This window comes from Hymenobacter sp. 5317J-9 (genome assembly GCF_022921075.1).
Lineage (GTDB): Bacteria > Bacteroidota > Bacteroidia > Cytophagales > Hymenobacteraceae > Hymenobacter.
The window spans coordinates 4,115,840-4,137,136 of the sequence record NZ_CP095050.1 but is presented as its reverse complement, the minus strand read 5'-3'; the positions used below and the strand labels follow the sequence as shown (position 1 = coordinate 4,137,136).

Below are 21,297 nucleotides of genomic sequence, written 5' to 3'. Positions count from 1 at the left end.
CGGGCTGGACGGGCAGGCGCCGGGCACCGACCAAGCGGCTGAATTGCCAGACCGAACCGCCGATACCATCGCGGCATGGCGCTCCAAAAGGCGTTTTATGGCGCTTGAAAAGCTCTCATGGGCTGCGGCGCCCCCTCGGTTTTGCCTACCTTAGAGACGAAAAAACCGTCTTACAGCTCATTCAATGAATAAACTTGTCCTCCTGACCCTGGCCGGAAGCCTGGCCAGCCCAGCGCCCGCCGCGGCCCAATCGTCCGAAAAGCTCGATGCCGCCGCGCTGGCCAAAATCCGCGACGAAGGCATGAACCGCTCCAAGGTGATGGAAACGGCCTTTTACCTCACCGACGTGAACGGCCCGCGCCTCGCCAACTCCGACGGCCTGAAGCGCGCCAACGAATGGACCAAGGCCCAACTCGCCAAATACGGCCTCACGAACGCCAACATCGAAGCCTGGGGTGACTTCGGCCGCGGCTGGGACATCGAGAAGTCGTACGTGGCCATGACGGCGCCCTACTACCACGCCCTAGTGGGCATTCCGAAGGCCTGGACGCCCAGCACGCCCGGCCCCGTGCGCAAGCAAGTGGTGGTGATGAAAGCCGCCACCGAGGCCGACCTGGCCCAGTACAAAGGCCAACTGCGCGACAAAATCGTGGTGATGAGCGTGGCCGCGCCCCTCAAGCCCGCTACCGAAGGCGCCATCCGGCGCTATTCCGATGAGGACCTGAAGAAAATGGCCGAGCCGGCCAGCAACCCTACCCGCACCGCTCCCGATGCTGCCATGCTGGCTTCCCGCAAGGCGATGGCCGCCCTGCGCACCGCCGTGGCCGATATGCTGGTGGCCGAAGGCGCGGCTGGCGTGCTCAGTGCCCGTGGCGGCATTTATGGCACTTTCAACACCAGCAACGGCGCGCCCTACGCCGCCGACGCCAAGCCCGCGCTGCCCGAAATTGAAACCGCACCCGAAGACCAGTTGCGCCTCATCCGGCTGGTAGAAGCCGGCGTACCGGTGGAGGTGGAAATGGAAACCAAAACCCGTTTCCAAACCCAGGATTTAAAGGGCTACAACGTGGTGGCCGAAATCCCCGGCACCGACAAAAAGCTGAAATCGGAAGTGGTGATGCTCGGCGGCCACCTCGACTCCTGGCACGCCGCCACCGGCGCCACCGACAACGCGGCCGGCTGCGCCGTAATGATGGAGGCCGTCCGCATCCTCAAAGCCACCGGCCTGAAGCCGCGCCGCACCATCCGCATTGCCCTGTGGGGCGAAGAGGAGGAAGGCCTGCACGGCTCGCGCGGCTACGTGAAAAACCACTTCGCCGACCCCGCCACCATGCAGCTCAAGCCCGAGCACGAGAAACTGGCGGCCTACTTCAACCTCGACAACGGCGGCGGCAAAATCCGCGGCATCTACGCCCAGGGCAACGAGGCTGTAGCGCCCATCTTCCAGCAGTGGCTGGCACCCTTTGCCGACCTCGGCGCCAGCACCGTGACCCTGCGCAACACCGGCAGCACCGACCACATCGCCTTCGACGCTGTGGGCCTGCCCGGTTTCCAGTTCATCCAAGACGGCCTCGACTACTTCCCCGTCACCCACCACACCAATCAGGACACCTACGACCGTCTCATTGCCGACGACCTGAAACAAGCGTCCGTGGTGGTGGCCAGCTTCGTGTACGATGCCGCCATGCGCGACCAGAAGCTGCCCCGCAAGCCGCTGCCCTCAGCCGCGAAGCCGCAGTAAGGCAGAACGAATGTTTCGATTATCGGAACGTCATGCAGAGCGCAGCGAAGCATCTTGCCCGCCACCAGTAAATCCTGTCGATTGGATTAGTGGTGGCGGGCAAGATGCTTCGCTGCGCTCTGCATGACGTTCATTTTTTTTCGTTTGCTCCATCTCATTCCACCAATCCCAGCGTGCGGGTCAGCCCGTTCTTCGGAATGCTGACTTTCAGGCTCTGGTCGCCGGATTCGGAGCGTTTGCGGCGGCGGTCCACGATGTCCTGCACTTTGCTTTTACCCTCCGGGTTGCGCGAAAACAGGGCTGCGGCCACGTCCGTCACCAATGACACGGCGCGCGGCACCGGCACCGTCAGCTCCTGATAGTCAGGGTCGGGGGCCGGTGGCCGGGCCGGGGCTGGCTGGCTTTGGGCCATGCTGCTGCTGACTTTGCAGGCCAACGCAACGAAGAGAAGGGGTAGCTTCTTACGCGACATGAATACCGGGTCGATACCGCAAAGATGCCGCTAAAAACGGCGCGGTTGCCCGGCTAGCCCAGTTTTTCCTTGAATAGTTTCAAGGTGCGGTCCCAAGCCAGCTTGGCGGCTTCGGCGTTGTAGCGGGCGGGCGAGGTGTCGTTGTTGAAAGCGTGGTTGGCGCCCTCGTACACGTACAGCTCGTACTTGGTGCCCGCTGCTTTCAGGGCCGCCTCGTAGGCCGGAATGCCAGCGTTGATGCGCTGGTCGAGCCCGCCGTAGTGCAGCAGCATCGTAGCCTTGATTCTGGCTACGTCTTCGGCTTTGGGCTGGGCGCCGTAGTAGGCCACGCCGGCGTCGAGCTTGGGGTCGTGCACGGCCAGCTGGTTCACCAGGCCGCCGCCCCAGCAGAAGCCCACCGCGCCGGTGCGGCCGTTGCAGTCGGGCCGGGCGCGCAGGTAAGTGAGGGCCGCCAGGTAGTTATTCAGGTTTTTGAGCGGGTCGAGCTTGCCGATGAGCTCGCGGCCCTTGTCCTCGTCGGCCGGCGTGCCGCCCACTACACTCAGCGCATCCACGCCCAGGGCCAGGTAGCCGGCCTGCGCCACGCGCCGCGTCACGTCCTTGATGTGCGGCGTCAGGCCGCGGTTTTCGTGAATGACCACTACGGCGCCGCGTTTCTTTTTGCCTTTGGGGTGCACCAGGTATCCTTGCACGGTGGCGCCGTCGCCGGGCCAGCTCACGTCCTCGGTTTCCAGGTTGTCATCTTGCGGGCTCACGGTGGCGGCCGCCGCGTAGCCGGGCTCCAGGATGGAAAGTGCCGAAAAAGCCAGCGCCGTGCCGCCGGCCAGCTTCACCAGCCGCTCCATAAAGTCCTTGCGCGACAGCGGGGCGTGGGTGTATTCGTCGAAGAGGTCGATGATGCGTTGGTCCATGAGGCTAAATGTACTGATTGAATGAGGGATACGGCGGCTACTCGGCTTCGCGGTTCACGGTATCGGGGTTGAAGGCCGGCACGCAGATGGACCAGTACTCGCATTCTTCCTCAAAGGGGTTGGAATAGCGCACCCGGGCGCCGCCCTTTATTAGCAGGGCCTGCCCGGCCTGCAGCTCCACCACGTCGCCGTCGATTTCAAACCGCTTCCGGCCCCGCACCACGATGGTGATTTCGTCGAATGTGGGCGTCTGGTGGGGCTCGCTCCAGTGTGGCGGCGCCACCATGTGCGCCAGGCTGTAGGCGGTGGTGCCGGTGCTGGCCCCGCCCACGTGCTCCTCAATGAGCTTGCCGTCGGTGGTGGGCACAATGAAAGGGGAGGGGTTGAGGACGTAACGTTTTTCAGACATGGATTTGGGAGAAGGAACGAATAAGTGAACAAATCAAAAGAACGCCAGATGAGCATGACCGTTCTAACTGCTACGGCCGAAGTTTCTCCAGCAGCTCAAAAGCACGCGAGTTGTATTTCCACACAAAGAAATACGGCGTCTGCACCGCCCCAAACTGCACCCGAATGCGCTCCACCGCCGGCAGCATGCTGCCTTCAAAGTCGAAGCAGTCCAGCCCCAGCACCTCGCTGGCGTAGCGAATGGCTTCCCAAATCAGCAAAATGCCGGCGCCGCTGTCGCGCAGGGCAGGGTCGTCGCCCGAGAGGTGATAATAGGCCGCCTGCTGGTCCCAGATGAGATACGCCGCCGAATGCACGCGCTCCTGCGCATCCACCGCGAAGAATAGCTGCCGGGCGCCGTTGGCCGCCAGCGCCGCATCGTGCCGCTCAAACTGCCCCCAGGAGTAGGGCATGGCTAAGTTCTGGCGGTCAAAGCTCAGCTTGTTGATTGCATAAAACCGCTCCGGGCCGAGGTTGTTCACCACCCGCACCTGCTCCCGGGCCTTTTGCAGGTTGCGCCGGATGTTGCGATTGAGGCCTGCTTCCACCTGCTTTAGGTTTTGCAGGTCGTGCAGGCGGTAGGTATAGTAGGTGGTTTGCCGGAATTTCTGCCAGTAGAAAGGCAGCCAGTTGGTGCTGCCGGGGTAGAAATTCTGCTTGAACGCGGCCAGCGGCGGCAGTTGCCGGATGAGCTCCTCCAGCAGCCCATGCTCCTTCTTCAGCACGCCCCGAAACTCGGGCAGCACATACGGTCCCAGCCACTTCACAAACGGCGGCATGGTGGCGTAGCGAAACGGCCCTTTCTGCTTAAAAAAATAGGGTAGCGCTGCCACCACGCGCCCGTCTTCTTCGGCCAGTGCCACGTCCCAGGCACCGCCTTCGCGGCAGGCGTCCAGGTACCAAGCCTGCGCAAAAACCGGTACATGGGGCGCAGTGCGGCAGAACTCACGGTAGCGGGCTTGGTTCACGCGGGCGCTGGCAATGGCCATAGTCAGGCACTTACTGCTTTGGTGAGGCTTCCGGGCAGGGGCCTTTGGTGAAGCTGCGCACGCCGGCGTTGCCGGCCACGCAGGCGTTGGCGTAGGTGTTGCCGTCGCAGCCGCACACGGGGTTGTATTCCATGGTGCAAATGCCGCCGGGGTTCACCTTGGCCGGGTCGATGCAGTCGGACGCGGCGGCGGGTGCCGCGTTGCGGCGGCAGGCCGGGGCCAGCAGCAGGGCAATATATAGGGGCAGGAGCTTTCTCATGGGGCCAGGCGGAAGAGGGGCGAATCTACGCCGTTCCGGGCGGAACCGGGCACGTCCGGGGCTCAGGGGCACTTTCCGGCCGTGGCGTTGCGGAAAATTTATTGCCAAGCTCAACCCCTGACGTTGGCCTTCGTATAGGCAGCCAGACCAATCGCGGGGCTAAAACAAAATATTTGGTTTTGTGTTCGGCTCCGCGTTTCCCCTGGCCTACTTTCACTTCATCACCCTTCATTACCCATTACCATGTCGTACCACGAAGAAGACAACAACGCCGGTAAAGTACTTTTGGCCGCCCTCGCCGGTGCCGGCGCTGGCATCATCGCCGGTATGCTGCTGGCCCCCGACAAAGGCTCGGCTACCCGCGAAAACTGGAAAGGCGTTGCCTCCAAATACAGCGGCCAGCTCGGCGAGCAAGCCACAAAGCTGGGCTCCGACCTCGAAGCTAAATTCAAAGAATACGCCGGCAAGCTCGAAGACCTCGGCGTGACCCTGCCCGGCAGCAGCCTCAAAATCAAAGGCAACTGGGACGAGGCCAAAGGCAAGCTGAAAGCGCAGTACGCCCAGCTCACCGACGAAGACCTGACCTACGCCGAAGGCCAGGGCGACCAGCTGGTGGGCCGCCTGCAGGAAAAGCTTGGCAAAGGCAAAGCCGAAATCACCAAGATGCTGAACGACCTGTAGTCGACGCCAGTCACTTGTAGCAAAAAGCCCCGCGCCGCAAGGTGCGGGGCTTTTTGCTGTCCCAACAAGTCGGCTGGTTTTCCCGTTAGGCAATAAGTAGTTATTTCTTTTTTCCTGCACTCCCATGAAAGACGACAAAGGCAAAGTCATTCTCTCGCTGCTGGCCGGCGCCACGGCCGGCATCGTGGCCGGCCTGCTGCTGGCCCCCGAAACCGGCGACGACGCCCGCACCAACCTCAAACGCTCGGCCACCAAGTGGGGCGGCGACCTCAGCAAGCTTTTCAAGGACACTCTGGCCAAGGTGCAAGGCGGCGATGCCTCCGGCCACACCAACGCCGATGCCGTTCTGAGCGAAGACAAGCAAGCCGCCGACCGCCTCCTGCAAGGACTGGGCAGCGTATCCACGGCCCACACCCACAGCATCGATAATCCCGATTACGACGGCTTCGGCGACGACACGCGCCACCAGCCGCGCGGGTAGTACCCTGCCGGGGAGAAACATAATTTTGGCATTTTCGCCATTATCGCAACCTGCTCCCTACGGCCTCGTAAAATCCCTCACAACCGACTTGAAAGAAGGCCGAAATGTGTTGTCAGTAAAATTGCCGGTCGTAGGAGCTTCTGCTGAATTAGGTTAAAAAGTTCAGTAGTAAAATCAGACGAATCCATCGCAAGCTTCTGATAAAAACAGCGGTTTGAAGGGTAAGAAGGTTGTAAAAAAGAAAAGCCCCGCACGACATTTCGTGTGGGGCTTTTCGATTTTTATAACGTCACGACTCAACGCCGTGCAGAGCCATTATTTTTCCTCGGCTTCTGGCTTTTCCTTCTGCACGTTCTCCGGCTTCATCTGCGGGAAGAACAGCACGTCCTGAATGGAGTGGGAGTTGGTCATAATCATGCTCAGGCGGTCGATACCAATGCCTAAGCCGGCCGTGGGCGGCATGCCGTACTCCAGGGCGCGCAGGAAGTCTTCGTCGAGCACCATTGCCTCGGTGTCGCCGCGCTTGCCCAGCTCCAACTGGTCCTCGAAGCGCTTGCGCTGGTCAATGGGGTCGTTGAGCTCGGAGAAGGCGTTGCAGATTTCCTTGCCGTTGCAGATTGCCTCGAAGCGCTCCACCATGCCGGGACGGTCGCGGTGCTTTTTGGCCAGCGGCGACATCTCCACCGGGTAATCGGTGATGAACGTGGGCTGGATGAGCTTGGGCTCCACGTGCTCACCAAAGATTTCGTCGATGATTTTGGCCTTGCCCATGCTGGGGTCGAGGTGCACGTTCAGCTCCTGGGCAGTTTCGCGCAGGGCCGCTTCGTCCATCTCGCCGATGGCTTTGCCCGTGTACTTCTCAATGGCCTCAAACATGGTGTAACGCTGCCAGGGCCGCTGGAAGTTGATGACGTTCGCGCCTACCTGCACCTCCGTCTGGCCGTGCAGGGCCAAGGCCACGCGCTCCACCATTTCCTCCACTAGGTCCATCATCCAGGCGTAGTCCTTGTAGGCCACGTAGAGCTCCATCTGGGTGAACTCGGGGTTGTGGAAGCGCGACATGCCTTCATTGCGGAAGTCCTTGCTGAACTCGTACACGCCATCGAACCCGCCCACAATGAGGCGCTTCAGATACAGCTCGTTGGCAATGCGCAGGTACAGCGTCATGTCCAGCGTGTTGTGGTGCGTGGTGAAGGGCCGCGCCGCCGCGCCACCGTACAGCGGCTGCAGAATCGGGGTTTCCACTTCCAGATAGCCCTTGTCGTTAAGGAAATTCCGCATCGACTGCACCAACTGCGTGCGCTTGATGAAGGTGTCGCGCACCTGCGGGTTCACCACCAGGTCCACGTAGCGCTGGCGGTAGCGCTGCTCGGGGTCGGTGAAGGCGTCGTAGGTCACTTTCTCGCCGGTGGCTTCGTCCACCTTCTCCTTCACCACGGGCAGGGGGCGCAAGGCCTTGGCCAGCAGCTTCAGTTCGGTCACGTGGATGGAAGTCTCGCCCACCTGCGTCTTAAACACGCGGCCTTTCACGCCGATGAAGTCGCCCAAATCGAGCAGCTTCTTAAACACGGTATTGTACAGCTCCTTGTCTTCGCCGGGGCAGATTTCGTCGCGGTTCACATACAGCTGAATGCGGCCCGAGGTATCCATCAGTTCCGCAAACGAGGCCTTGCCCATCACGCGCTGCGACATCAGGCGGCCCGCCAGCGCCACTTCCTGGAAGTTGTTTAGCTCCGGGTGGTAGTTGTCGTGAATCTCCTTGGCATAAAACGTCACGTCGAACAGCTCCGACGGGTACGCTTCGATGCCCAGCTTTTCCAGTTCTTCTAGTTTGTGGCGGCGCTGTAATTCCTGTTCGCTGAGGTGCTGCATGGTCTTCTGAACCCTTACTGCCGGCAAAAGTTGGGGGCAGGCAAGGCCGTGGTCATTAAAAGTGAACCGCAAAAGTACGGCACGAAAAAAGCCGCTCCGAACCGGAGCGGCTTTCCTCTCATAAAATCCGCAGAAAGCGGGGCTTAAGCAGCCATGCGGAACTGCTGGCTTTCGGCGGCAATGGCAGGGGCCGTGGGCGGCGTGGGCGCCAGCACCGGCTCAACGCGGGTGCGCAACCGCTCCTGCACGAAGCCCGACTGCAAATGCACCGGCAGCTCGGCCACCAGCTCGCGGTAGCGCTCCAGGCCCAGGGCCTTGGCCACATACGTCTCGTGGATGCCGTTGAGGTAGCTCACAATGTTGAGCAGCGAGCTGTGGAACAGGCGGAAGTCGATGTCGGCCTCCACGTAGCGCTCAATCTCGCGGGTGCTCTCCGAGATGCGCAGGCGGCCCAGCAGGTCGAAGATGGTGGTGTAACCCAGGCGCCAGGTAATCTGCTGCCAGTGCGCGGCCGTCCACTTATCAAGCGGGCGCCCCGTCTTCTGGCTGCGAATGGCCGTGTTGGGGTTGGCCTGCACCTGCTGGCGGGTCCACTGCGCTTTCATCTTGCGCGTGGTGCGCAGCATCTGGCCAATCTGGGCCTGGGCGTCAATCTCCTTGCTGGCGATGTGCAGCCCGGCCTTGTAGCCCGCCAGCGGCAAGCGGTGAATGCTGAAGTCGCCATAAGCACCAGCGGCGTAAAACGACACCGGACGCGGGTAGGCATTCTTCACCACCAAGCGCCCCACCTCACGGCGGATAAGCTGGCCGTTGTTTGAGCGCACCCCGGTGGTGTACAGGAACGCCTGCAAGCCCGACAGGATGGCGTGGTACGCCTGCGGGAACGTCCAGTGCAGGGCGTTGCGCAGGAAGTTCTCGTCGCCCAGTTCGGCGGTGGCGCGCAGCGCGTACTCGGTGCTCCAGCTGGTGTGCAGCAGCTTGGTGAGCGCCGCCACGTCGGCATCGCTCAACTCCGCCGTGTGGCTGCGGAAGAAAGGCAGGTTCTGGAGGCCGCCGAGCACGTCGTCGTTCTCCTGAATATGATAGTTGATGGCAAAGAAGTAGTTGAGGAAAACCTGCGCTGGGATTGATTTACGCCAGTTTTCATCAGCCAACTTCTGCTGAAGCTCATCGGCAGGCGCGTCGACCTGGGGATTGAGCGGAATGATGCGGGTTTCCTCTGTAGTCTTCATGTCAGGTAAACAGCTTTCGGCGGGTATTTAGTTGCTTAATTACTAACTTTTTTGTCAATTTTGCTAACGTTATTTATCGTTGTAAATCAGTGTGTTGTGAGGTCTTGTAAAAAAGGTTGTGTTGAAATTAATGACTGGCTGTTTGCTAATATGGTTGTCGTGCCAAAAGAGTGCCAAAAAAAGCCCCCGCACCATATGGTGTGGGGGCTTTTCTGAAGGCGGCAGGCTAGCAATACGTTGTCAACCGGCCACTCAACATCAGCAGTTAGCTATTGCTTAATCTCATCCTGAATGACTGCCACGGCTTCGCCAATGGTGATGTCCTTTTTCAGGCCTTTAGTGAAGCGGGCGGCGCGGTTCACCTTCACGGTGTCGCCATTCACGGCGCGGATGTCGGCCGCCAAGGGCGAGAAGGCGAGGGCCGTGGTGGTCTTCTGCGCAGCCTCATACCGGTCCGAAATCAGTTTCGACTCCTGCTGCTCGGCACGGAAAGCGCTTAGCTTGAGCGATACCACGCTTTCGTCTTTGCGCTTGCGCATGCTCTTCACCATGTCGTCCATCACCTTAAAGCTGGCGTTGGTGGCTACGCGGGCTTTGCTGTTGGCGCGCAGCTTCTCCAGGTTGGGCGATTCGTTCCAGGGGCGGTAGCGGGCGGGCTGAATCTCATCCCATTTCAGCGGGTAGTCCGATTCCTTTTCACCCTGGTCGAGGTAGGAGTAGAGGTCGGGCACCACGATGTCCGATACCACGCCTTTGAACTGGGTCGAGCCGCCATTCACGCGGTAGAATTTCTGCGTGGTGAGCTTGAGCGAGCCAATGGGCTTCACGCTGTTCAGTTCGGCCGGCAGGGCCTCATCTAGGTCGAAGATGCGCTGCACGGTGCCTTTGCCATACGTGCTGGTCGAGCCCATAATCACGCCGCGCTTGTAGTCCTGAATGGCCGCGGCCAGAATCTCGGAGGCCGAGGCGCTGTACTTGTTCACCAGAATCACCAGCGGGCCGCTGTACTGCACGCGCGGGTCGTTGTCGGTCAGCACCTGCGTACGGCCCTGGCCGTCGCGCACCTGCACCATGGGGCCGCTTTCCATGAAAAGGCCCGCCATCGAAACGGCATCGGTGAGCGAGCCGCCTCCGTTGAAGCGCAGGTCCATAATCACGCCCTTCACGCCCTCGGCGTTGAGCTTGGCCAGTTCTTTCTTCACGTCGTCCGACGAACTGCGGCCGCCGTTGTCGTTGAAGTCGGCGTAGAAGCCCGGCAGGCGCAGGTAACCAATTTTCTGCCCCTTGTCGGTAATAACCGAGGACTGGGCGTACTTGTCGTCGACCACCACCACGTCGCGGATGATGGGAATAATCTTGGTGCTGCCGTCGGGCTTGCGCACCGTAAGGCGCACTTCGGAGCCTTTTTTACCCCGAATCAGGGTGACTGCCTTGGCCGTGCGCCAGCCCTCAATGCTCACCGGTTCGGCCGCGCCCTGGGCCACGCGCAGCAGGGCGTCGCCCTTCTTCAAATCGCCCTGCCGGGCCGAGGCCGAGCCGGGAATGATTTCGTCCACGTAAATCAGGCCGTCCTTCTCGCGCAGCGTGGCCCCGATGCCCTCGAAGCGGCCGGTCATTTCATAATCGAAATCTTCCTTGGCTTTGGGGGCAAAGTACTCGGTGTGCGGGTCGTAGGTATTGGCGATGGTGTTGGCGTACTCGGCCAACCGCTCGTTGGCGTCGATGTCGGCCATGTCTTCAAACTGTTCGTCATAGGCTTTCAGCACGCGCTTGCGGGCTTCGGCTTCCATTTGGGCGGGGGTGCGCACGGGTTCGGCGGCCGTAGGGGCATCGGCGTTGGCCGCGCTGGGGGCGGCGGTGGCACCGCTGGGCTTGGCTTCTTTGGCCTTCTCCTGAGCGTCCATCATTTCCGAAACACGGCTCAAGGTTTCGTATTTCAGCAGCTTGCGCCATAGCTCGCGCTGGGCAGCTTTGTCGGCAGGGAAGGTAGCCTTATCGAAATCGGTTTGCAGGGTTTCGTCCGCCGTGAAGTCGAAGGGCTTGGCCAGCAGCTCGCGGTACAGGGCCTGCATTTCCTTGGTGCGGTCGGCCATGAGCTTGTTGCTCAGGTCCAGAAACTCGTGCGTGCCGCGCTTCACCTCGTCGTCAATCTGCGTCTGATAGCGGCGCAACTGGTCTACGTCGCTGGCCAGCAGAAACTGCTTGCGGTTGTCGAGGTGCTTGAGATACAGGTCGAACACGCGCTTGGAAAACGCGTCATCAATTTTTTCAGGCTGGTAATGCTGCGAGTTCAGTCCGCTCAGCATAAGGCCAATAAGCACTTGGTCCTTGCTCGGCACTGCCGAGTCGGCCCGGCGGAACAACCGGTAGGATGCCAGAACAAACACGGCCGCGACCAAAAAGGCGTACAGCCCGACTTTCAAGCGGGGGGAAGACATTTGCGGGAAATAAAACGGAGTTGAAATTCAAATATACGGCCGGCGCTATGCACGTTTGGGCCGTATGGTGTACGTCGAAAACGCCCCGGCGGGTGAAATAAGTGCCCGCCAGCGGCCACGCTTGCCGCGCACTCTACAAGAACTAGCCCTACCGGGCGAAGGTTGCAACAAAAAAGCCTTTCCCAGACGGGAAAGGCTTTTTTCGGGACGAGCAGGCCGGAACCTGCGACGTACTTAGTACTTGTAAATCTTGTCGCCGTTGTGGCGACGGAACTCCTCTTCGAAATAGCGGGCATCTTCTTCGTTGCGGGGCTTCACGCCCATCACGATGCCGCCGTTCTTCACGCCTTCTTCGTACTCAGCGGCGTGCTCCTCGGGAATGCCCGAGCCCACCAGGGCGCCTACCAAGCCACCCGTGAGGCCACCGGCACCGGCACCGGCCAGCGCAGCGGCCAGCGGGCCGGCAATGATGAGGCCCAGACCGGGCAGAGCTACCGAAGTGCCGATGGCGGCAATGGCGCCGATGATGGCACCAGCCGTACCGCCAATGGCGGAGCCTACACCAGCGCCTTCCATGGCCTTATCGCCGAGGTCGGTGTGGGCGGTGTCGTCGCCGAAGTGAGTTTTGCGGGTTTCGTCCGACATCAGCACGTTCACGTCGTCTTTGCCGTAACCACGCGACGAGAGCGACTGGTAAGCCTTCTCAGCGCTGCTACGGTCGCGGAACATGCCGGTCAGGTTTGCGCTGGGGCTCGAATCGTAGGGCTGGCCGGTTACGGCGTGGGCGGCATGGTCGGCGGTGTTCTGCACACCGTCGATGGCGCGGCCTACCACGGCGCCGGGAGTGCCGGCTACTGCTGCACCTTTAGCCGTGGCGCTGAAGTCGTCGCCGTCGGTGCTGTTATTTACGTTGCCCAGCGAGGCACCCGAGGGGCTCGACGTGCCCGTGCCGGGCGTTACGCCGGTGCCAGCGTTGTAGCTGGTGCCTTCGTTGCTCAGGCCGGTGCTGTTGCCCATGCCGGTGCCCGTGTTCTGGGTGCCATAGTTTGCGCCTGCGCCGGTGCCGGAATTCTGCGGGTTGTTCGAATCGTTGGTGTTCATGCTAGGAAGGAGTTGAAAATGTGGAAAGGAAAACCAGCCTACCCGGCTAGTTGATGACCTTAACGGGACCACCGCAGTGGAGGTTACATCCCGCTAGTTTTCCAACTTTTCCTGCTTAAGCACCAGCCCAACCGCGCTCACTTGCGCCTACTAAGGCTTTGCGTGCGCGTTACGCGAACTGCTGAAAGTTGGCTTCGTCGCGCCAAAAATCCCGGCATTCTTTGATGAGATTTTTCAAAAAATTCTCATCCTGCTTCAGGCTGCGCCACTCGCCCATGCCCATCTTTTCGCAGAGCTTGTAGAAGTTGTCGCCCTGGCCTTTAGAGCCTTGCACTTTCACCAGGCAGCTCAGTGGCGGGCGCCCTTCTTCGTGCTCGGCGGCCGAGATTTCGGCCAGCATTTCATTGAGCCGGGATTTTTCGTGAGAAATATCAAGATTTAACCCCAATTCGGCTTCCTGCACCAGCGTGAGGTAGCTTACGGTTCCGGTTTGCAGCCGGGAATAGCGAATTAAATACGTGCGAATGCGACCAATCATGATAGGGCTTTGAATGAACAAAAAACCGTTTTGGGGGCTGAAAATTAGCGAATATTAACTGCCCGGCACTACATATAGCAGTGCTTGCAGGTGCTAATTTTCGGCCCCGCGGGGTCGGCCCATACCACAATCGTTCCGAAAATGCTGCGCAATCGCCCAACGGCTCCGTCGAGAGCCTATCTGACCGGCGAAAGCCGACGTTTTGCCGCCGAATTTATCGTCCGCGCCGCCGACGGATTTCTTTCTGAATGAGCAGAAACTCGCGGCTGCTCTGGCCCGCAATGGCGGTGTTCTCATCGGCCCGGCGCAGCAGGTAGGGCATCACGGCGGCCACCGGACCATAGGGCAGGTACTTGGCCGTGTTGTAGCCGGCGTTGGCTAGGTTGTAGGTGAGGTTGTCGCTCATGCCGTAGAGCTGAGCAAACCACACGCGCGGGTCGTTGGGTGCCAGGCCGGCTTGCTGCATGAGCTGAGTGAGCAGCAGCGAGCTGGCCTCATTATGGGTGCCGGCGCAGATGCTGATGCGGTCGATGTGCTCGATGCAATAGCGCAACGCCTCGTCGTAAAGGGCGTCGGTGGCGTTTTTGGTGGGGTTGATGGGGTTTTGGTAACCGCGCTGCTTGGCCACGCGGGCTTCCTTTTCCATGTAGGCGCCGCGCACCAGCTTGGCCCCGATGTAGTAGCCGGCCTCGGCCGCGGCGTCGTGGGCAGCTTTCAGGGCATCGAGGCGGTCGTGGCGGTAGAGCTGGTAGGTGTTCCAGACAATGGCCGTTTCGCGGTTGTATTTGGCCATCATATCGTAGGCCAGCAGGTCGATGGTGTGCTGGAACCAGCTTTCCTCGGCGTCGACGAAGATGCGCACGCCGTGCTGGTGGGCGCGGGCGCACAGGGCGTCCACGCGGGCCACGGCGCGGGCGTGGGCGGCTTCTTCCGCGGCCGTGAGCAGCTTGCCGGCCTGAATTTTCTCCAGAATGGCCACGTTGGCCACGCCGGTTACTTTGAACACCGAGAACGGAATGTGCTTGGAGCGGTGGGCCTCGTCGATGGTGGCAAGGATTTCGTCGCGGGTGTGGTCGTAGCTGGCGTCGCTGCCTTCGCCCTCCACCGAGTAGTCGAGGATGGTGCCGATGTTGTATTTGCCCAGCTCGGCCGTGACGGGGCGGCACTCGGCAATGGTTTCGCCGCCGCAGAACTGCTCAAAAATGCTGTGCTTGATGAGGAACTTGGTGCCGGGTATGCCCCATTTCAGGGCCGTTTTCATGAGGCCGCTACCGGTTTTCACGAGGCTGCCGTTGTTCATGGCCGCAAACAGGGTGTAGACTTTGCGCAGCTGGGCGTCGGACTTGGAGGCAAACGCCACGCGGGTGTCTTCGAAGGAAATCGGCGGGGCTTGAGTGGGGGCGTCGGGCGACATGAGGCAGGGAAATAAAGCGGTGGGAATTGGGGCAGCGGCGAGCCAGTGAACGAAGGTAGCCGGTAAACAACGTTCGGGAGAAACGAGTTACGTTTGTTGGAATTTGCGGCGTCTGGCCACAAATTTCCTTCATCTGGCCCCGTTCTGATGCCCTCCGACTCTAATACGTTCTTCACCCGCCTGTTGGCCCAAAAGGGCCAGCCCATTCTCATCGCCGGGCCGTGCTCGGCCGAAACCGAAGAGCAGGTGCTGGCCACCGCCCACGGCCTCAAGGCGCTCGGCAACATCGACCTGTTTCGGGCTGGCATCTGGAAGCCGCGCACCCGGCCGGGCTCGTTTGAGGGCATGGGCGTGGTGGCGCTGCCTTGGCTGCAGCGCGTGAAGGCCGAAACCGGCATTCCGACCACCATTGAAGTGGCCACGCCGCGCCACGTGGAAGAAGCCCTGGCTCATGGCATCGACGTGCTCTGGATTGGAGCGCGCACCACCGTCAACCCTTTCGCGGTACAGGAGTTGGCCGACGCCCTGGCCGGCACCGGCGTGCCCGTGATGGTGAAAAACCCCGTGAACCCCGACGTGGCCCTCTGGGCCGGCGCCCTGGAGCGCCTGGAGCGGGCTGGCATCAAGGACCTGGCGGCCATTCACCGCGGGTTCAGCACGTTTGCGCCCAGCCGCTACCGCAACGCGCCCACCTGGATTTTGCCCATTGAGCTGAAAACGCGCTTCCCGCACATTCCGCTCATTTGCGACCCCAGCCACATCGGCGGCCGGCGTGACTTGCTGCTGCCCATCGCCCAAAAAGCCCTCGACCTCGATTACGACGGCCTTATCATCGAAACCCACCCCGACCCGGACCACGCCCTGAGCGACGCCGAGCAGCAGGTGACGCCCGCGCGCCTGGGCGAAATCCTGAGCGAGCTGAAATACCGCTACCGCTCTTCCAACAACGCCGAATACCTCAACAAAGCCGAGGAACTGCGCCTGAAGATGGACGTGGCCGACCGCGAAATAGTGGAAGCCCTGGCCCGCCGCATGGCTTTGGTGGAAGAGTTGGCCGAATACAAGAAGGAAAACAACGTGAAAATCCTGCAATTCGACCGCTGGCAGGAAATTTTCAATACCCGCACCGAGTGGGCCGGCAAGCTAAACGTGAACGACAAGTTTGTGGCCGAGCTCTACAAGCTTATTCACATCGAGAGCATTCGCAAGCAAACCGAGGTGCTCAACGGCCGCCCGCAGGTAGACGGCGTGCAGCACCACGGGCCGGGCTTGTAGCCGCTAGCGGATGCGCCGGTAGGTTTTGCGCGGCGCATCGCAGGGCAGGCCGTAGTCGAGCACCAGCGTATTGCCCTGTACCGAAACCTGGGCGTCGTGCCGGAAAAACGGCGCGGTTAGCTTCTCGGTGAAGCGCAGGCCGGGCGTCGAATTGTTGGAGAGGCCACAGGTGATGATGCCCGGCACGGCCACGTAGCTGCCGCGCGCTGTGAGCTGGCCGTTACCGCCGTACACGGCAAAGGTGCTGTCGGTGAATTCCGCGGTTTCGGCGGGCACGCTGGGCAGGCATTCGCATTCGAGCTTGGTGAGCTGCCAGGTGCCGGGCAAGCCGGTGCCCATCACCGCGGGCGTGGCGTCGTCGGAAGTGTCGCAGCTCAGCAGGCCGAAGCCCGCCAGCGCCGCCATGAGCAGGCAGGCGTGCAAGGAGAGTCTCATACCAAATGGCAATTGGGCGCAAAGGGCGCTAGGGGCGGCGTTGGTAGTAATAGCCGCGGCCGTCGGCGTAGTCTTCCACAATCACCAGCTCGGTGGCCGACACGCGCTCGATGAACTCCTTTTCGCTGCCGGTGCGGGCACCGTAGCTCAGGAAGGTCTGGGGCCGGCGGTTGACGTAAGAATTGGCCTGAAACAGCGAATAGGTGGTCTTGCCGGTCACGGCTCCGTTTAGCAGAAAGGAAACCTGCTTATCGGAGCCGAAAATGATTCCCTGCTGCCGGGCCGGGTCGGCGGGCGTGACGTGGCCCGACAGGCCGCCGTCGGTTTGGGTGAGCACCCAGTGGCCTACCAACAGGTTGGCTTGGGCGTCTTCGGGCGATACCGCGCCTTTGGAGCAGCCGGCCGCCAGCCAGCCCAAGGCCAGCAATGCAAAAAGAAGAGCGTGAGAAATCCGTTTCATAGCAGAACGCAGAAAGCAAGTGAGAAAAGCCAACGGGCGGCCGGGGCGCCCGTTATCGCTCTGACCGGGGCCAGGCCCGAATGGTTGCTCGGCTCCCGGCGAATTCCCTGAAAAATTTATCCTGACTTTTGCCCCATGGATAGTTCCGTCATCATCGGGCCCGAGGCCCTGCCGGCTTTGGCCGAATTTCTTTACCGTCCGGCTGTCAGCCGCGTATTTGTGCTGGTCGACGGCAACACGGCGCGGCAATGCCTGCCGTTGCTCGAACCGCACCTGCCAGCCAATTATTGCCTCATCGACATTCCGGCCGGCGAAGAATATAAAACCCTGAGCAGTTGCGAAACCGTGTGGAGCCAGCTCACCGAGCAGCGCGCCGACCGCCACGCTGTGCTGGTGAACCTGGGTGGCGGGGTGGTCACGGACCTGGGCGGCTTTGCGGCGGCGCTCTACAAGCGCGGCATCCGCTTCGTGCAGGTGCCCACTACGCTGCTGGCGCAGGTCGACGCCAGCGTGGGCGGCAAAACCGGTGTCGACTTTCAGGGCTACAAAAACCAGTTGGGCGTGTTTCAGGCGCCGGCCGCCGTGTTCATCGAGCCCCGGTTTCTGCAAACCCTCGACCCGCGCCAGCTCAAGTCTGGCTACGCCGAGGTCATCAAGCACTGGCTTATTGCCGATGCCCACGCCTTCGACCTCAACCGCCGCCTGGGCTGGCTCACCGACGACTGGACCGGCATCATCCGCGAGTCGGTGGCGCTCAAGCAGCGCATCGTGGCCCAGGACCCGCTCGAAAGCGGCCCGCGCAAGCTGCTCAACTTCGGCCACACCGTGGGCCACGCCATCGAGAGCTACCTGCTGCTGCAGCCCGGCCGCGAGGCCCTGCACGGCGAGGCGGTGGCCGCGGGCATGGTGTGCGAAAGCTGGCTCTCGGTGCAGCGCGGCCTGCTGAGTGCCGAGGAGCTGGACAAAACCGAAACCTTCGTGTTTTCGGTGTTCGACAAACTTTCCTTCGTGCTGATGGAAACGGCGGCCATTGCCGAGTTTGCCCTGCAGGACAAGAAAAATGCGGGCGCCACCATCAACTGCACCATGCTCAAGGGTATCGGCCACGGCGTATTCGACCAGCCCGTGACGGTGGACGAAATCGCCGAGTCGCTGCGGTATTATCACCGCTTGCAGTCGTAGCCCGACCGCCGTTCGGCAAGCCCTATTTCAATCACGCTTTTGCGCGGAGCTCCGCCTCTGTTTCTCACGGCGGGCCGAAGCCCGCACGATATATATGCACTTATCCTGGCCCGGCGGCCCGCTGCGCGGCACCGCTCACCTTCCGGCTTCCAAGAGCGAAGCCAACCGCGCCCTCATCCTGCAAGCCCTGGCCGGTGGGGGCACCATCGGAAACCTGTCCGATGCCCACGATACGCAACTCATGCAGCGCCTGCTGGCCGCCGCGCCGGGCACTGCCGAGCTCAGCGCCGAAGACGCCGGCACCGTCATGCGCTTCCTCACGGCTTACCTGAGCGTGACCAACTGGCGCGGCCGCCTCACGGGCACGGCACGCATGCAAGAGCGGCCCATTGGCGTGCTGGTAGAAGCCCTGCGCCAGGCCGGCGCCAGCATTTCGTATGAAAACCAAGAGGGCTATCCACCGCTGCAAATCGAAGGCTTTGCGGCTAAAGCTGATGACGAGCCCACCCGCCTGGCCGTGCGCGGCGACATCAGCAGCCAATACATTTCCGCGCTGCTGATGGTGGGGCCCTACCTGCTCGGCGGCCTGCGCCTGGAGCTGACGGGCCACGTCGGCTCGCGCCCCTACATCGACATGACGGCCGCGCTCATGCAGCGGTTTGGCGCCCGCTATTCGGCCGAGGGCAACGTGTTGACCGTGCTCCCGCAACCCTATCAGGCCACCGACTACACCGTAGAATCGGACTGGTCGGCCGCCAGCTACTGGTATGCCATGGTGGCGTTGGCTCCGGCCGGCTCCGAAATCACCCTGCCCTGGCTGCGCCGGGAATCGCTGCAGGGCGACCAGGCCATTGCGGCAATGATGACGCATTTCGGCGTGAAAACCACTTTTCTGGCCGATGCAGTGCACTTGCAGCAGCACGCCGTTTCGGCGAACACCGAACCGCTGACCCTGGATTTTACCGACTGCCCGGACCTGGCCCAGACCATTGCCGTAGTGGCTGCCGCCCTCAACCAGCCCGTGGAAATGACCGGCCTGGAAAGCCTGCGCATCAAGGAAACCGACCGCATTGCGGCCTTACAAACCGAGTTAGCCAAATTTGGCGGCGGCCTGCGTGACCTGGGCGAGGGCCGGTTCCGGGCCGAGTCGAGTGGATTTGCGGTACGTGGCCAGTCTGTGGCGACTTACCATGACCACCGCATGGCCATGGCCTTTGCGCCGCTGGCGCTGCGTGGCCCGCTCGCCGTTGAGGCGCCAAGCGTGGTTAAAAAGTCGTACCCACGATTCTGGAAGGAATTGGCGAAAAGCGGCTTCGTAACTACCGAAGCTGACTAAAATATTCCGCTGATTTGCGCAGCCGGCTGCCATACCAGCTGAACAATTCGCCGTCGACAATGTCGATTTTGGCACCCGGGCACATTGCCTGAAATTCGGCTACGTGCTTGGCGCCGAAGGGGTAGGGCTCGGACGAAAGCAGGATGCGTTGCGGTGCCACCTTTGCTAGTTGCTCAGCACTGATTTCGGGGTAGCGAGAGTGGGTTGCGAATGCGTTGGCAAAGCCCGCCCGGCGCAACATGTCGTCGATAAATGTGCCCGTTGCAGCCACCATATAAGGCTTGCGCCAGATGAAGTAGGCAGCAGAAACAGGCGGCTTTTCGGCCTCACTCACAGCCGCTGCTAATCCTGCAAAAGAGGTTTCAATTTCGGCGGCCAACGCGTCGGCTTTTTCCTTGGCGCCCGCGATAAAGCCGACGCGGCGAATCATGTCCAGCGCTTCCGGTAGGTTGCTGATGTCGCTCAGCCATACGGTATGCGTGGCAGCCAAGTGCTCGATGCCGTCCTGATAGTTTTCTTCCTTGTTGCCGATAATTAAATCGGGTCGAAGCGCGGCTATTTTTTCAAAATCAAAGTTCTTCGTGCCGCCAATTACCGTTGCCTGCGTGCGCGCCTCAGCCGGGTGAATACAGAATTTAGTTACACCCACTACCTTGTCGCCTAGTCCCAAATCAAATAGTAATTCCGTTTGCGACGGCACCAGCGACACAATGCGGCGCGGCGGAAACGGCACTGCCACTTGCCGACCCATGTGGTCGGTGACATTCAGCGGGAGGGACGGAATAGTTGGCAGTTCCACGTTGATTCAAAAAAATGTCATCCTGAGCGCAGCGAAGGACCTTATCGCGTTTGGATTCCGAACGTGATAAGGTCCTTCGCTGCGCTCAGGATGACAAAGGGTTTCTAAAACTTAATTAAAGTACCGGAAATCGTGCCCGTCCTCAATGCGCAGCAGCGTCTCGTAAATCAGGCGCGTCACGCTCTCCACGTCGTCTTTGTGCACGGTCTCTACCGTGGTGTGCATGTATTTGAGAGGCAGCGAAATCAGGGCCGAAGCTACGCCGGAGCCGGAATAAGCAAAGGCATCGGTGTCGGTGCCGGTAGCGCGGGTGGCGGCGGCGCGCTGGAAGGGAATATCGGCCTGCTTGGCCGTGTCAATGATGAGGTCGCGCAGGTTGTTTTGCACGGCCGGGCCGTAGGTAATCACCGGTCCTTTGCCGCAACTGATGTCGCCGGCCGTCTTCTTCTCGTACATCGGCGACTGGCTGTCGTGGGTCACGTCGGTGATGATGGCCACGTCGGGATTGATGCGGTGCGCCACCATCTCGGCGCCGCGCAGGCCAATTTCCTCCTGCACCGCATTCACGATGTAGAGGCCGAAGGGCAACTTTTTGTCGTTCTCCTTCAGCATGCGGGCCACCTCGGCAATCATGAAGCCGCCCACGCGGTTGTCGAGGGCGCGGCCCACGTAAAACTTGTCGTTGAGCACCGTGAATTCGTCCTCAAACGTCACCACCGAGCCCACGTGAATGCCCATTTCGGCCACTTCGTCGGCGCTGCTCGCGCCGCAGTCCAGAAAAACGGTTTCGATGGTCGGCGCTTTGTCCTGTTCCACCTTGCGCACGTGAATAGCGGGCCAGCCGAAAATGCCTTTCACGATGCCCTTCTCGCCAAAAATATTCACACGCTTGCTAGGCGCCACCAGCGGGTCGGAACCGCCGTTGCGGCGCAGGTACAGGTAGCCTTCCTTGGTGATGTAGTTCACGAAATAGGAAATCTCATCGGCGTGCGCTTCGATGACGACTTTGTATTTCGCGTCGGGATTAATGACGCCCACTACGGTGCCGTAGGTATCCACGAAATACTCGTCGATGTAGGGCTTGAGGTATTCCAACCACAGTTTTTGGCCTTCTTTTTCGAAGCCGGTGGGGGAGGGGTTGTTGAGGTAGTTCTGAAGAAACTCGAAGGACTCAGGACGCATGGTAGCACGGAATATGGGATGGAAGAACGTCATGCTGAGCGCAGCCGAAGCA

Annotated in this window: 21 protein-coding genes; 6 read left to right on the top strand and 15 right to left on the bottom strand. The window is 61.0% G+C overall.

Annotation, left to right across the window (positions count from 1 at the left end):
- Positions 1–184: 184 nt before the first annotated feature.
- Positions 185–1,741 (top strand): M20/M25/M40 family metallo-hydrolase, encoded by a 1,557-nt coding sequence (locus MUN81_RS17370; RefSeq protein WP_245112708.1) that lies wholly within the window; start codon positions 185–187, stop codon positions 1,739–1,741.
- A 154-nt stretch (positions 1,742–1,895) separates the two neighbouring features.
- On the opposite strand, the gene MUN81_RS17365 is transcribed toward MUN81_RS17370, so the two are convergent.
- The 5 genes from MUN81_RS17365 to MUN81_RS17345 all read right to left on the bottom strand — a co-directional run bounded on the left by MUN81_RS17365 (position 1,896) and on the right by MUN81_RS17345 (position 4,819).
- Positions 1,896–2,177 carry a hypothetical protein gene (locus MUN81_RS17365; RefSeq protein ID WP_245112706.1) on the bottom strand — a complete coding sequence of 94 codons (282 nt, stop codon included), beginning with the start codon at positions 2,175–2,177 and terminating at the stop codon, positions 1,896–1,898.
- A gap of 89 nt (positions 2,178–2,266) precedes the next feature.
- Entirely contained in the window at positions 2,267–3,124 is an 858-nt protein-coding gene (locus MUN81_RS17360; protein ID WP_245112705.1) for a dienelactone hydrolase family protein, read from the bottom strand.
- Between the two features lie 37 nt (positions 3,125–3,161).
- Complete coding sequence (locus MUN81_RS17355; RefSeq protein WP_245112704.1) at positions 3,162–3,533, bottom strand: cupin domain-containing protein; 372 nt, start codon at positions 3,531–3,533, stop codon at positions 3,162–3,164.
- A gap of 70 nt (positions 3,534–3,603) precedes the next feature.
- Positions 3,604–4,560: a GNAT family N-acetyltransferase gene (locus MUN81_RS17350; RefSeq protein ID WP_245112697.1), complete on the bottom strand. Its 957-nt coding sequence runs from the start codon at positions 4,558–4,560 to the stop codon at positions 3,604–3,606.
- A gap of 10 nt (positions 4,561–4,570) precedes the next feature.
- A complete protein-coding gene (locus MUN81_RS17345; RefSeq protein WP_245112695.1) occupies positions 4,571–4,819 on the bottom strand; it encodes a kazal domain protein in 249 nt (82 codons plus the stop codon).
- 243 nt (positions 4,820–5,062) lie between these two features.
- On the opposite strand from MUN81_RS17345, the gene MUN81_RS22835 reads away from it, so the two are divergent.
- The gene (locus tag MUN81_RS22835) at positions 5,063–5,500 is read left to right on the top strand and encodes a CsbD family protein (protein ID WP_348533144.1); all 438 of its coding nucleotides are present in this window, start codon (positions 5,063–5,065) and stop codon (positions 5,498–5,500) included.
- A 124-nt stretch (positions 5,501–5,624) separates the two neighbouring features.
- Positions 5,625–5,981, top strand: a complete 357-nt coding sequence (locus tag MUN81_RS17335; protein ID WP_245112693.1) for a YtxH domain-containing protein — start codon at positions 5,625–5,627, stop codon at positions 5,979–5,981.
- A 315-nt stretch (positions 5,982–6,296) separates the two neighbouring features.
- Here MUN81_RS17335 and lysS read toward each other — a convergent pair whose 3' ends face one another.
- From lysS to MUN81_RS17305, 6 genes are all read right to left on the bottom strand, one after another.
- Positions 6,297–7,853: a lysine--tRNA ligase gene (lysS, locus tag MUN81_RS17330; RefSeq protein ID WP_245112692.1), complete on the bottom strand. Its 1,557-nt coding sequence runs from the start codon at positions 7,851–7,853 to the stop codon at positions 6,297–6,299.
- A 143-nt stretch (positions 7,854–7,996) separates the two neighbouring features.
- Positions 7,997–9,085, bottom strand: coding sequence for a hypothetical protein (locus MUN81_RS17325; protein WP_245112690.1), 1,089 nt, complete (start codon positions 9,083–9,085; stop codon positions 7,997–7,999).
- Positions 9,086–9,354: 269 nt separating this feature from the next.
- Entirely contained in the window at positions 9,355–11,523 is a 2,169-nt protein-coding gene (locus MUN81_RS17320; protein WP_245112688.1) for a carboxy terminal-processing peptidase, read from the bottom strand.
- 234 nt (positions 11,524–11,757) lie between these two features.
- A complete protein-coding gene (locus MUN81_RS17315; protein WP_245117412.1) occupies positions 11,758–12,252 on the bottom strand; it encodes a hypothetical protein in 495 nt (164 codons plus the stop codon).
- Positions 12,253–12,793: 541 nt separating this feature from the next.
- Positions 12,794–13,087: a hypothetical protein gene (locus MUN81_RS17310; protein WP_245112687.1), complete on the bottom strand. Its 294-nt coding sequence runs from the start codon at positions 13,085–13,087 to the stop codon at positions 12,794–12,796.
- A 289-nt stretch (positions 13,088–13,376) separates the two neighbouring features.
- Positions 13,377–14,576: a proline dehydrogenase family protein gene (locus tag MUN81_RS17305; RefSeq protein ID WP_245112685.1), complete on the bottom strand. Its 1,200-nt coding sequence runs from the start codon at positions 14,574–14,576 to the stop codon at positions 13,377–13,379.
- A gap of 147 nt (positions 14,577–14,723) precedes the next feature.
- Between MUN81_RS17305 and MUN81_RS17300 the strand changes: the two genes are divergently transcribed.
- Complete coding sequence (locus tag MUN81_RS17300; protein ID WP_245112684.1) at positions 14,724–15,851, top strand: chorismate mutase; 1,128 nt, start codon at positions 14,724–14,726, stop codon at positions 15,849–15,851.
- Between the two features lie 3 nt (positions 15,852–15,854).
- Here MUN81_RS17300 and MUN81_RS17295 read toward each other — a convergent pair whose 3' ends face one another.
- Entirely contained in the window at positions 15,855–16,286 is a 432-nt protein-coding gene (locus tag MUN81_RS17295; RefSeq protein WP_245112682.1) for a hypothetical protein, read from the bottom strand.
- A gap of 28 nt (positions 16,287–16,314) precedes the next feature.
- Positions 16,315–16,746: a hypothetical protein gene (locus MUN81_RS17290; protein ID WP_245112680.1), complete on the bottom strand. Its 432-nt coding sequence runs from the start codon at positions 16,744–16,746 to the stop codon at positions 16,315–16,317.
- 135 nt (positions 16,747–16,881) lie between these two features.
- Here MUN81_RS17290 and aroB point away from each other — a divergent pair, with 135 nt between their 5' ends.
- Both aroB and MUN81_RS17280 read left to right on the top strand, forming a co-directional pair.
- Positions 16,882–17,928 (top strand): 3-dehydroquinate synthase, encoded by a 1,047-nt coding sequence (gene aroB / locus MUN81_RS17285; RefSeq protein WP_245112672.1) that lies wholly within the window; start codon positions 16,882–16,884, stop codon positions 17,926–17,928.
- Positions 17,929–18,022: 94 nt separating this feature from the next.
- The gene (locus MUN81_RS17280) at positions 18,023–19,264 is read left to right on the top strand and encodes a 3-phosphoshikimate 1-carboxyvinyltransferase (protein ID WP_245112670.1); all 1,242 of its coding nucleotides are present in this window, start codon (positions 18,023–18,025) and stop codon (positions 19,262–19,264) included.
- Here the strand turns inward: MUN81_RS17280 and MUN81_RS17275 are convergent.
- Both MUN81_RS17275 and MUN81_RS17270 read right to left on the bottom strand, forming a co-directional pair.
- Complete coding sequence (locus MUN81_RS17275) at positions 19,248–20,063, bottom strand: helical backbone metal receptor (RefSeq protein ID WP_348533143.1); 816 nt, start codon at positions 20,061–20,063, stop codon at positions 19,248–19,250. The two genes, MUN81_RS17280 and MUN81_RS17275, sit on opposite strands and share 17 nt — an antisense overlap.
- A 111-nt stretch (positions 20,064–20,174) precedes the next feature.
- Positions 20,175–21,245 carry a M42 family metallopeptidase gene (locus tag MUN81_RS17270; protein WP_245112668.1) on the bottom strand — a complete coding sequence of 357 codons (1,071 nt, stop codon included), beginning with the start codon at positions 21,243–21,245 and terminating at the stop codon, positions 20,175–20,177.
- Between the last annotated feature and the right edge of the window lie 52 nt (positions 21,246–21,297).

Excerpts from the sequence above, each read along its gene's own strand:
- MUN81_RS17270 (WP_245112668.1), bottom strand. The coding sequence starts at position 21,245 with ATGCGTCCTGAGTCCTTCGAGTTTCTTCAGAACTACCTCAACAACCCC.
- MUN81_RS17290 (WP_245112680.1), bottom strand. The coding sequence starts at position 16,746 with ATGAAACGGATTTCTCACGCTCTTCTTTTTGCATTGCTGGCCTTGGGC.
- MUN81_RS17335 (WP_245112693.1), top strand. The coding sequence starts at position 5,625 with ATGAAAGACGACAAAGGCAAAGTCATTCTCTCGCTGCTGGCCGGCGCC.
- MUN81_RS17360 (WP_245112705.1), bottom strand. The coding sequence starts at position 3,124 with ATGGACCAACGCATCATCGACCTCTTCGACGAATACACCCACGCCCCG.
- MUN81_RS17305 (WP_245112685.1), bottom strand. The coding sequence starts at position 14,576 with ATGTCGCCCGACGCCCCCACTCAAGCCCCGCCGATTTCCTTCGAAGAC.
- MUN81_RS17300 (WP_245112684.1), top strand. The coding sequence starts at position 14,724 with ATGCCCTCCGACTCTAATACGTTCTTCACCCGCCTGTTGGCCCAAAAG.
- MUN81_RS17345 (WP_245112695.1), bottom strand. The coding sequence starts at position 4,819 with ATGAGAAAGCTCCTGCCCCTATATATTGCCCTGCTGCTGGCCCCGGCC.
- aroB (WP_245112672.1), top strand. The coding sequence starts at position 16,882 with ATGGATAGTTCCGTCATCATCGGGCCCGAGGCCCTGCCGGCTTTGGCC.
- MUN81_RS17315 (WP_245117412.1), bottom strand. The coding sequence starts at position 12,252 with ATGTTCCGCGACCGTAGCAGCGCTGAGAAGGCTTACCAGTCGCTCTCG.
- MUN81_RS17370 (WP_245112708.1), top strand. The coding sequence starts at position 185 with ATGAATAAACTTGTCCTCCTGACCCTGGCCGGAAGCCTGGCCAGCCCA.
- MUN81_RS17325 (WP_245112690.1), bottom strand. The coding sequence starts at position 9,085 with ATGAAGACTACAGAGGAAACCCGCATCATTCCGCTCAATCCCCAGGTC.
- MUN81_RS22835 (WP_348533144.1), top strand. The coding sequence starts at position 5,063 with ATGTCGTACCACGAAGAAGACAACAACGCCGGTAAAGTACTTTTGGCC.
- MUN81_RS17280 (WP_245112670.1), top strand. The coding sequence starts at position 18,023 with ATGCACTTATCCTGGCCCGGCGGCCCGCTGCGCGGCACCGCTCACCTT.
- MUN81_RS17350 (WP_245112697.1), bottom strand. The coding sequence starts at position 4,560 with ATGGCCATTGCCAGCGCCCGCGTGAACCAAGCCCGCTACCGTGAGTTC.
- MUN81_RS17355 (WP_245112704.1), bottom strand. The coding sequence starts at position 3,533 with ATGTCTGAAAAACGTTACGTCCTCAACCCCTCCCCTTTCATTGTGCCC.
- lysS (WP_245112692.1), bottom strand. The coding sequence starts at position 7,853 with ATGCAGCACCTCAGCGAACAGGAATTACAGCGCCGCCACAAACTAGAA.
- MUN81_RS17295 (WP_245112682.1), bottom strand. The coding sequence starts at position 16,286 with ATGAGACTCTCCTTGCACGCCTGCCTGCTCATGGCGGCGCTGGCGGGC.
- MUN81_RS17320 (WP_245112688.1), bottom strand. The coding sequence starts at position 11,523 with ATGTCTTCCCCCCGCTTGAAAGTCGGGCTGTACGCCTTTTTGGTCGCG.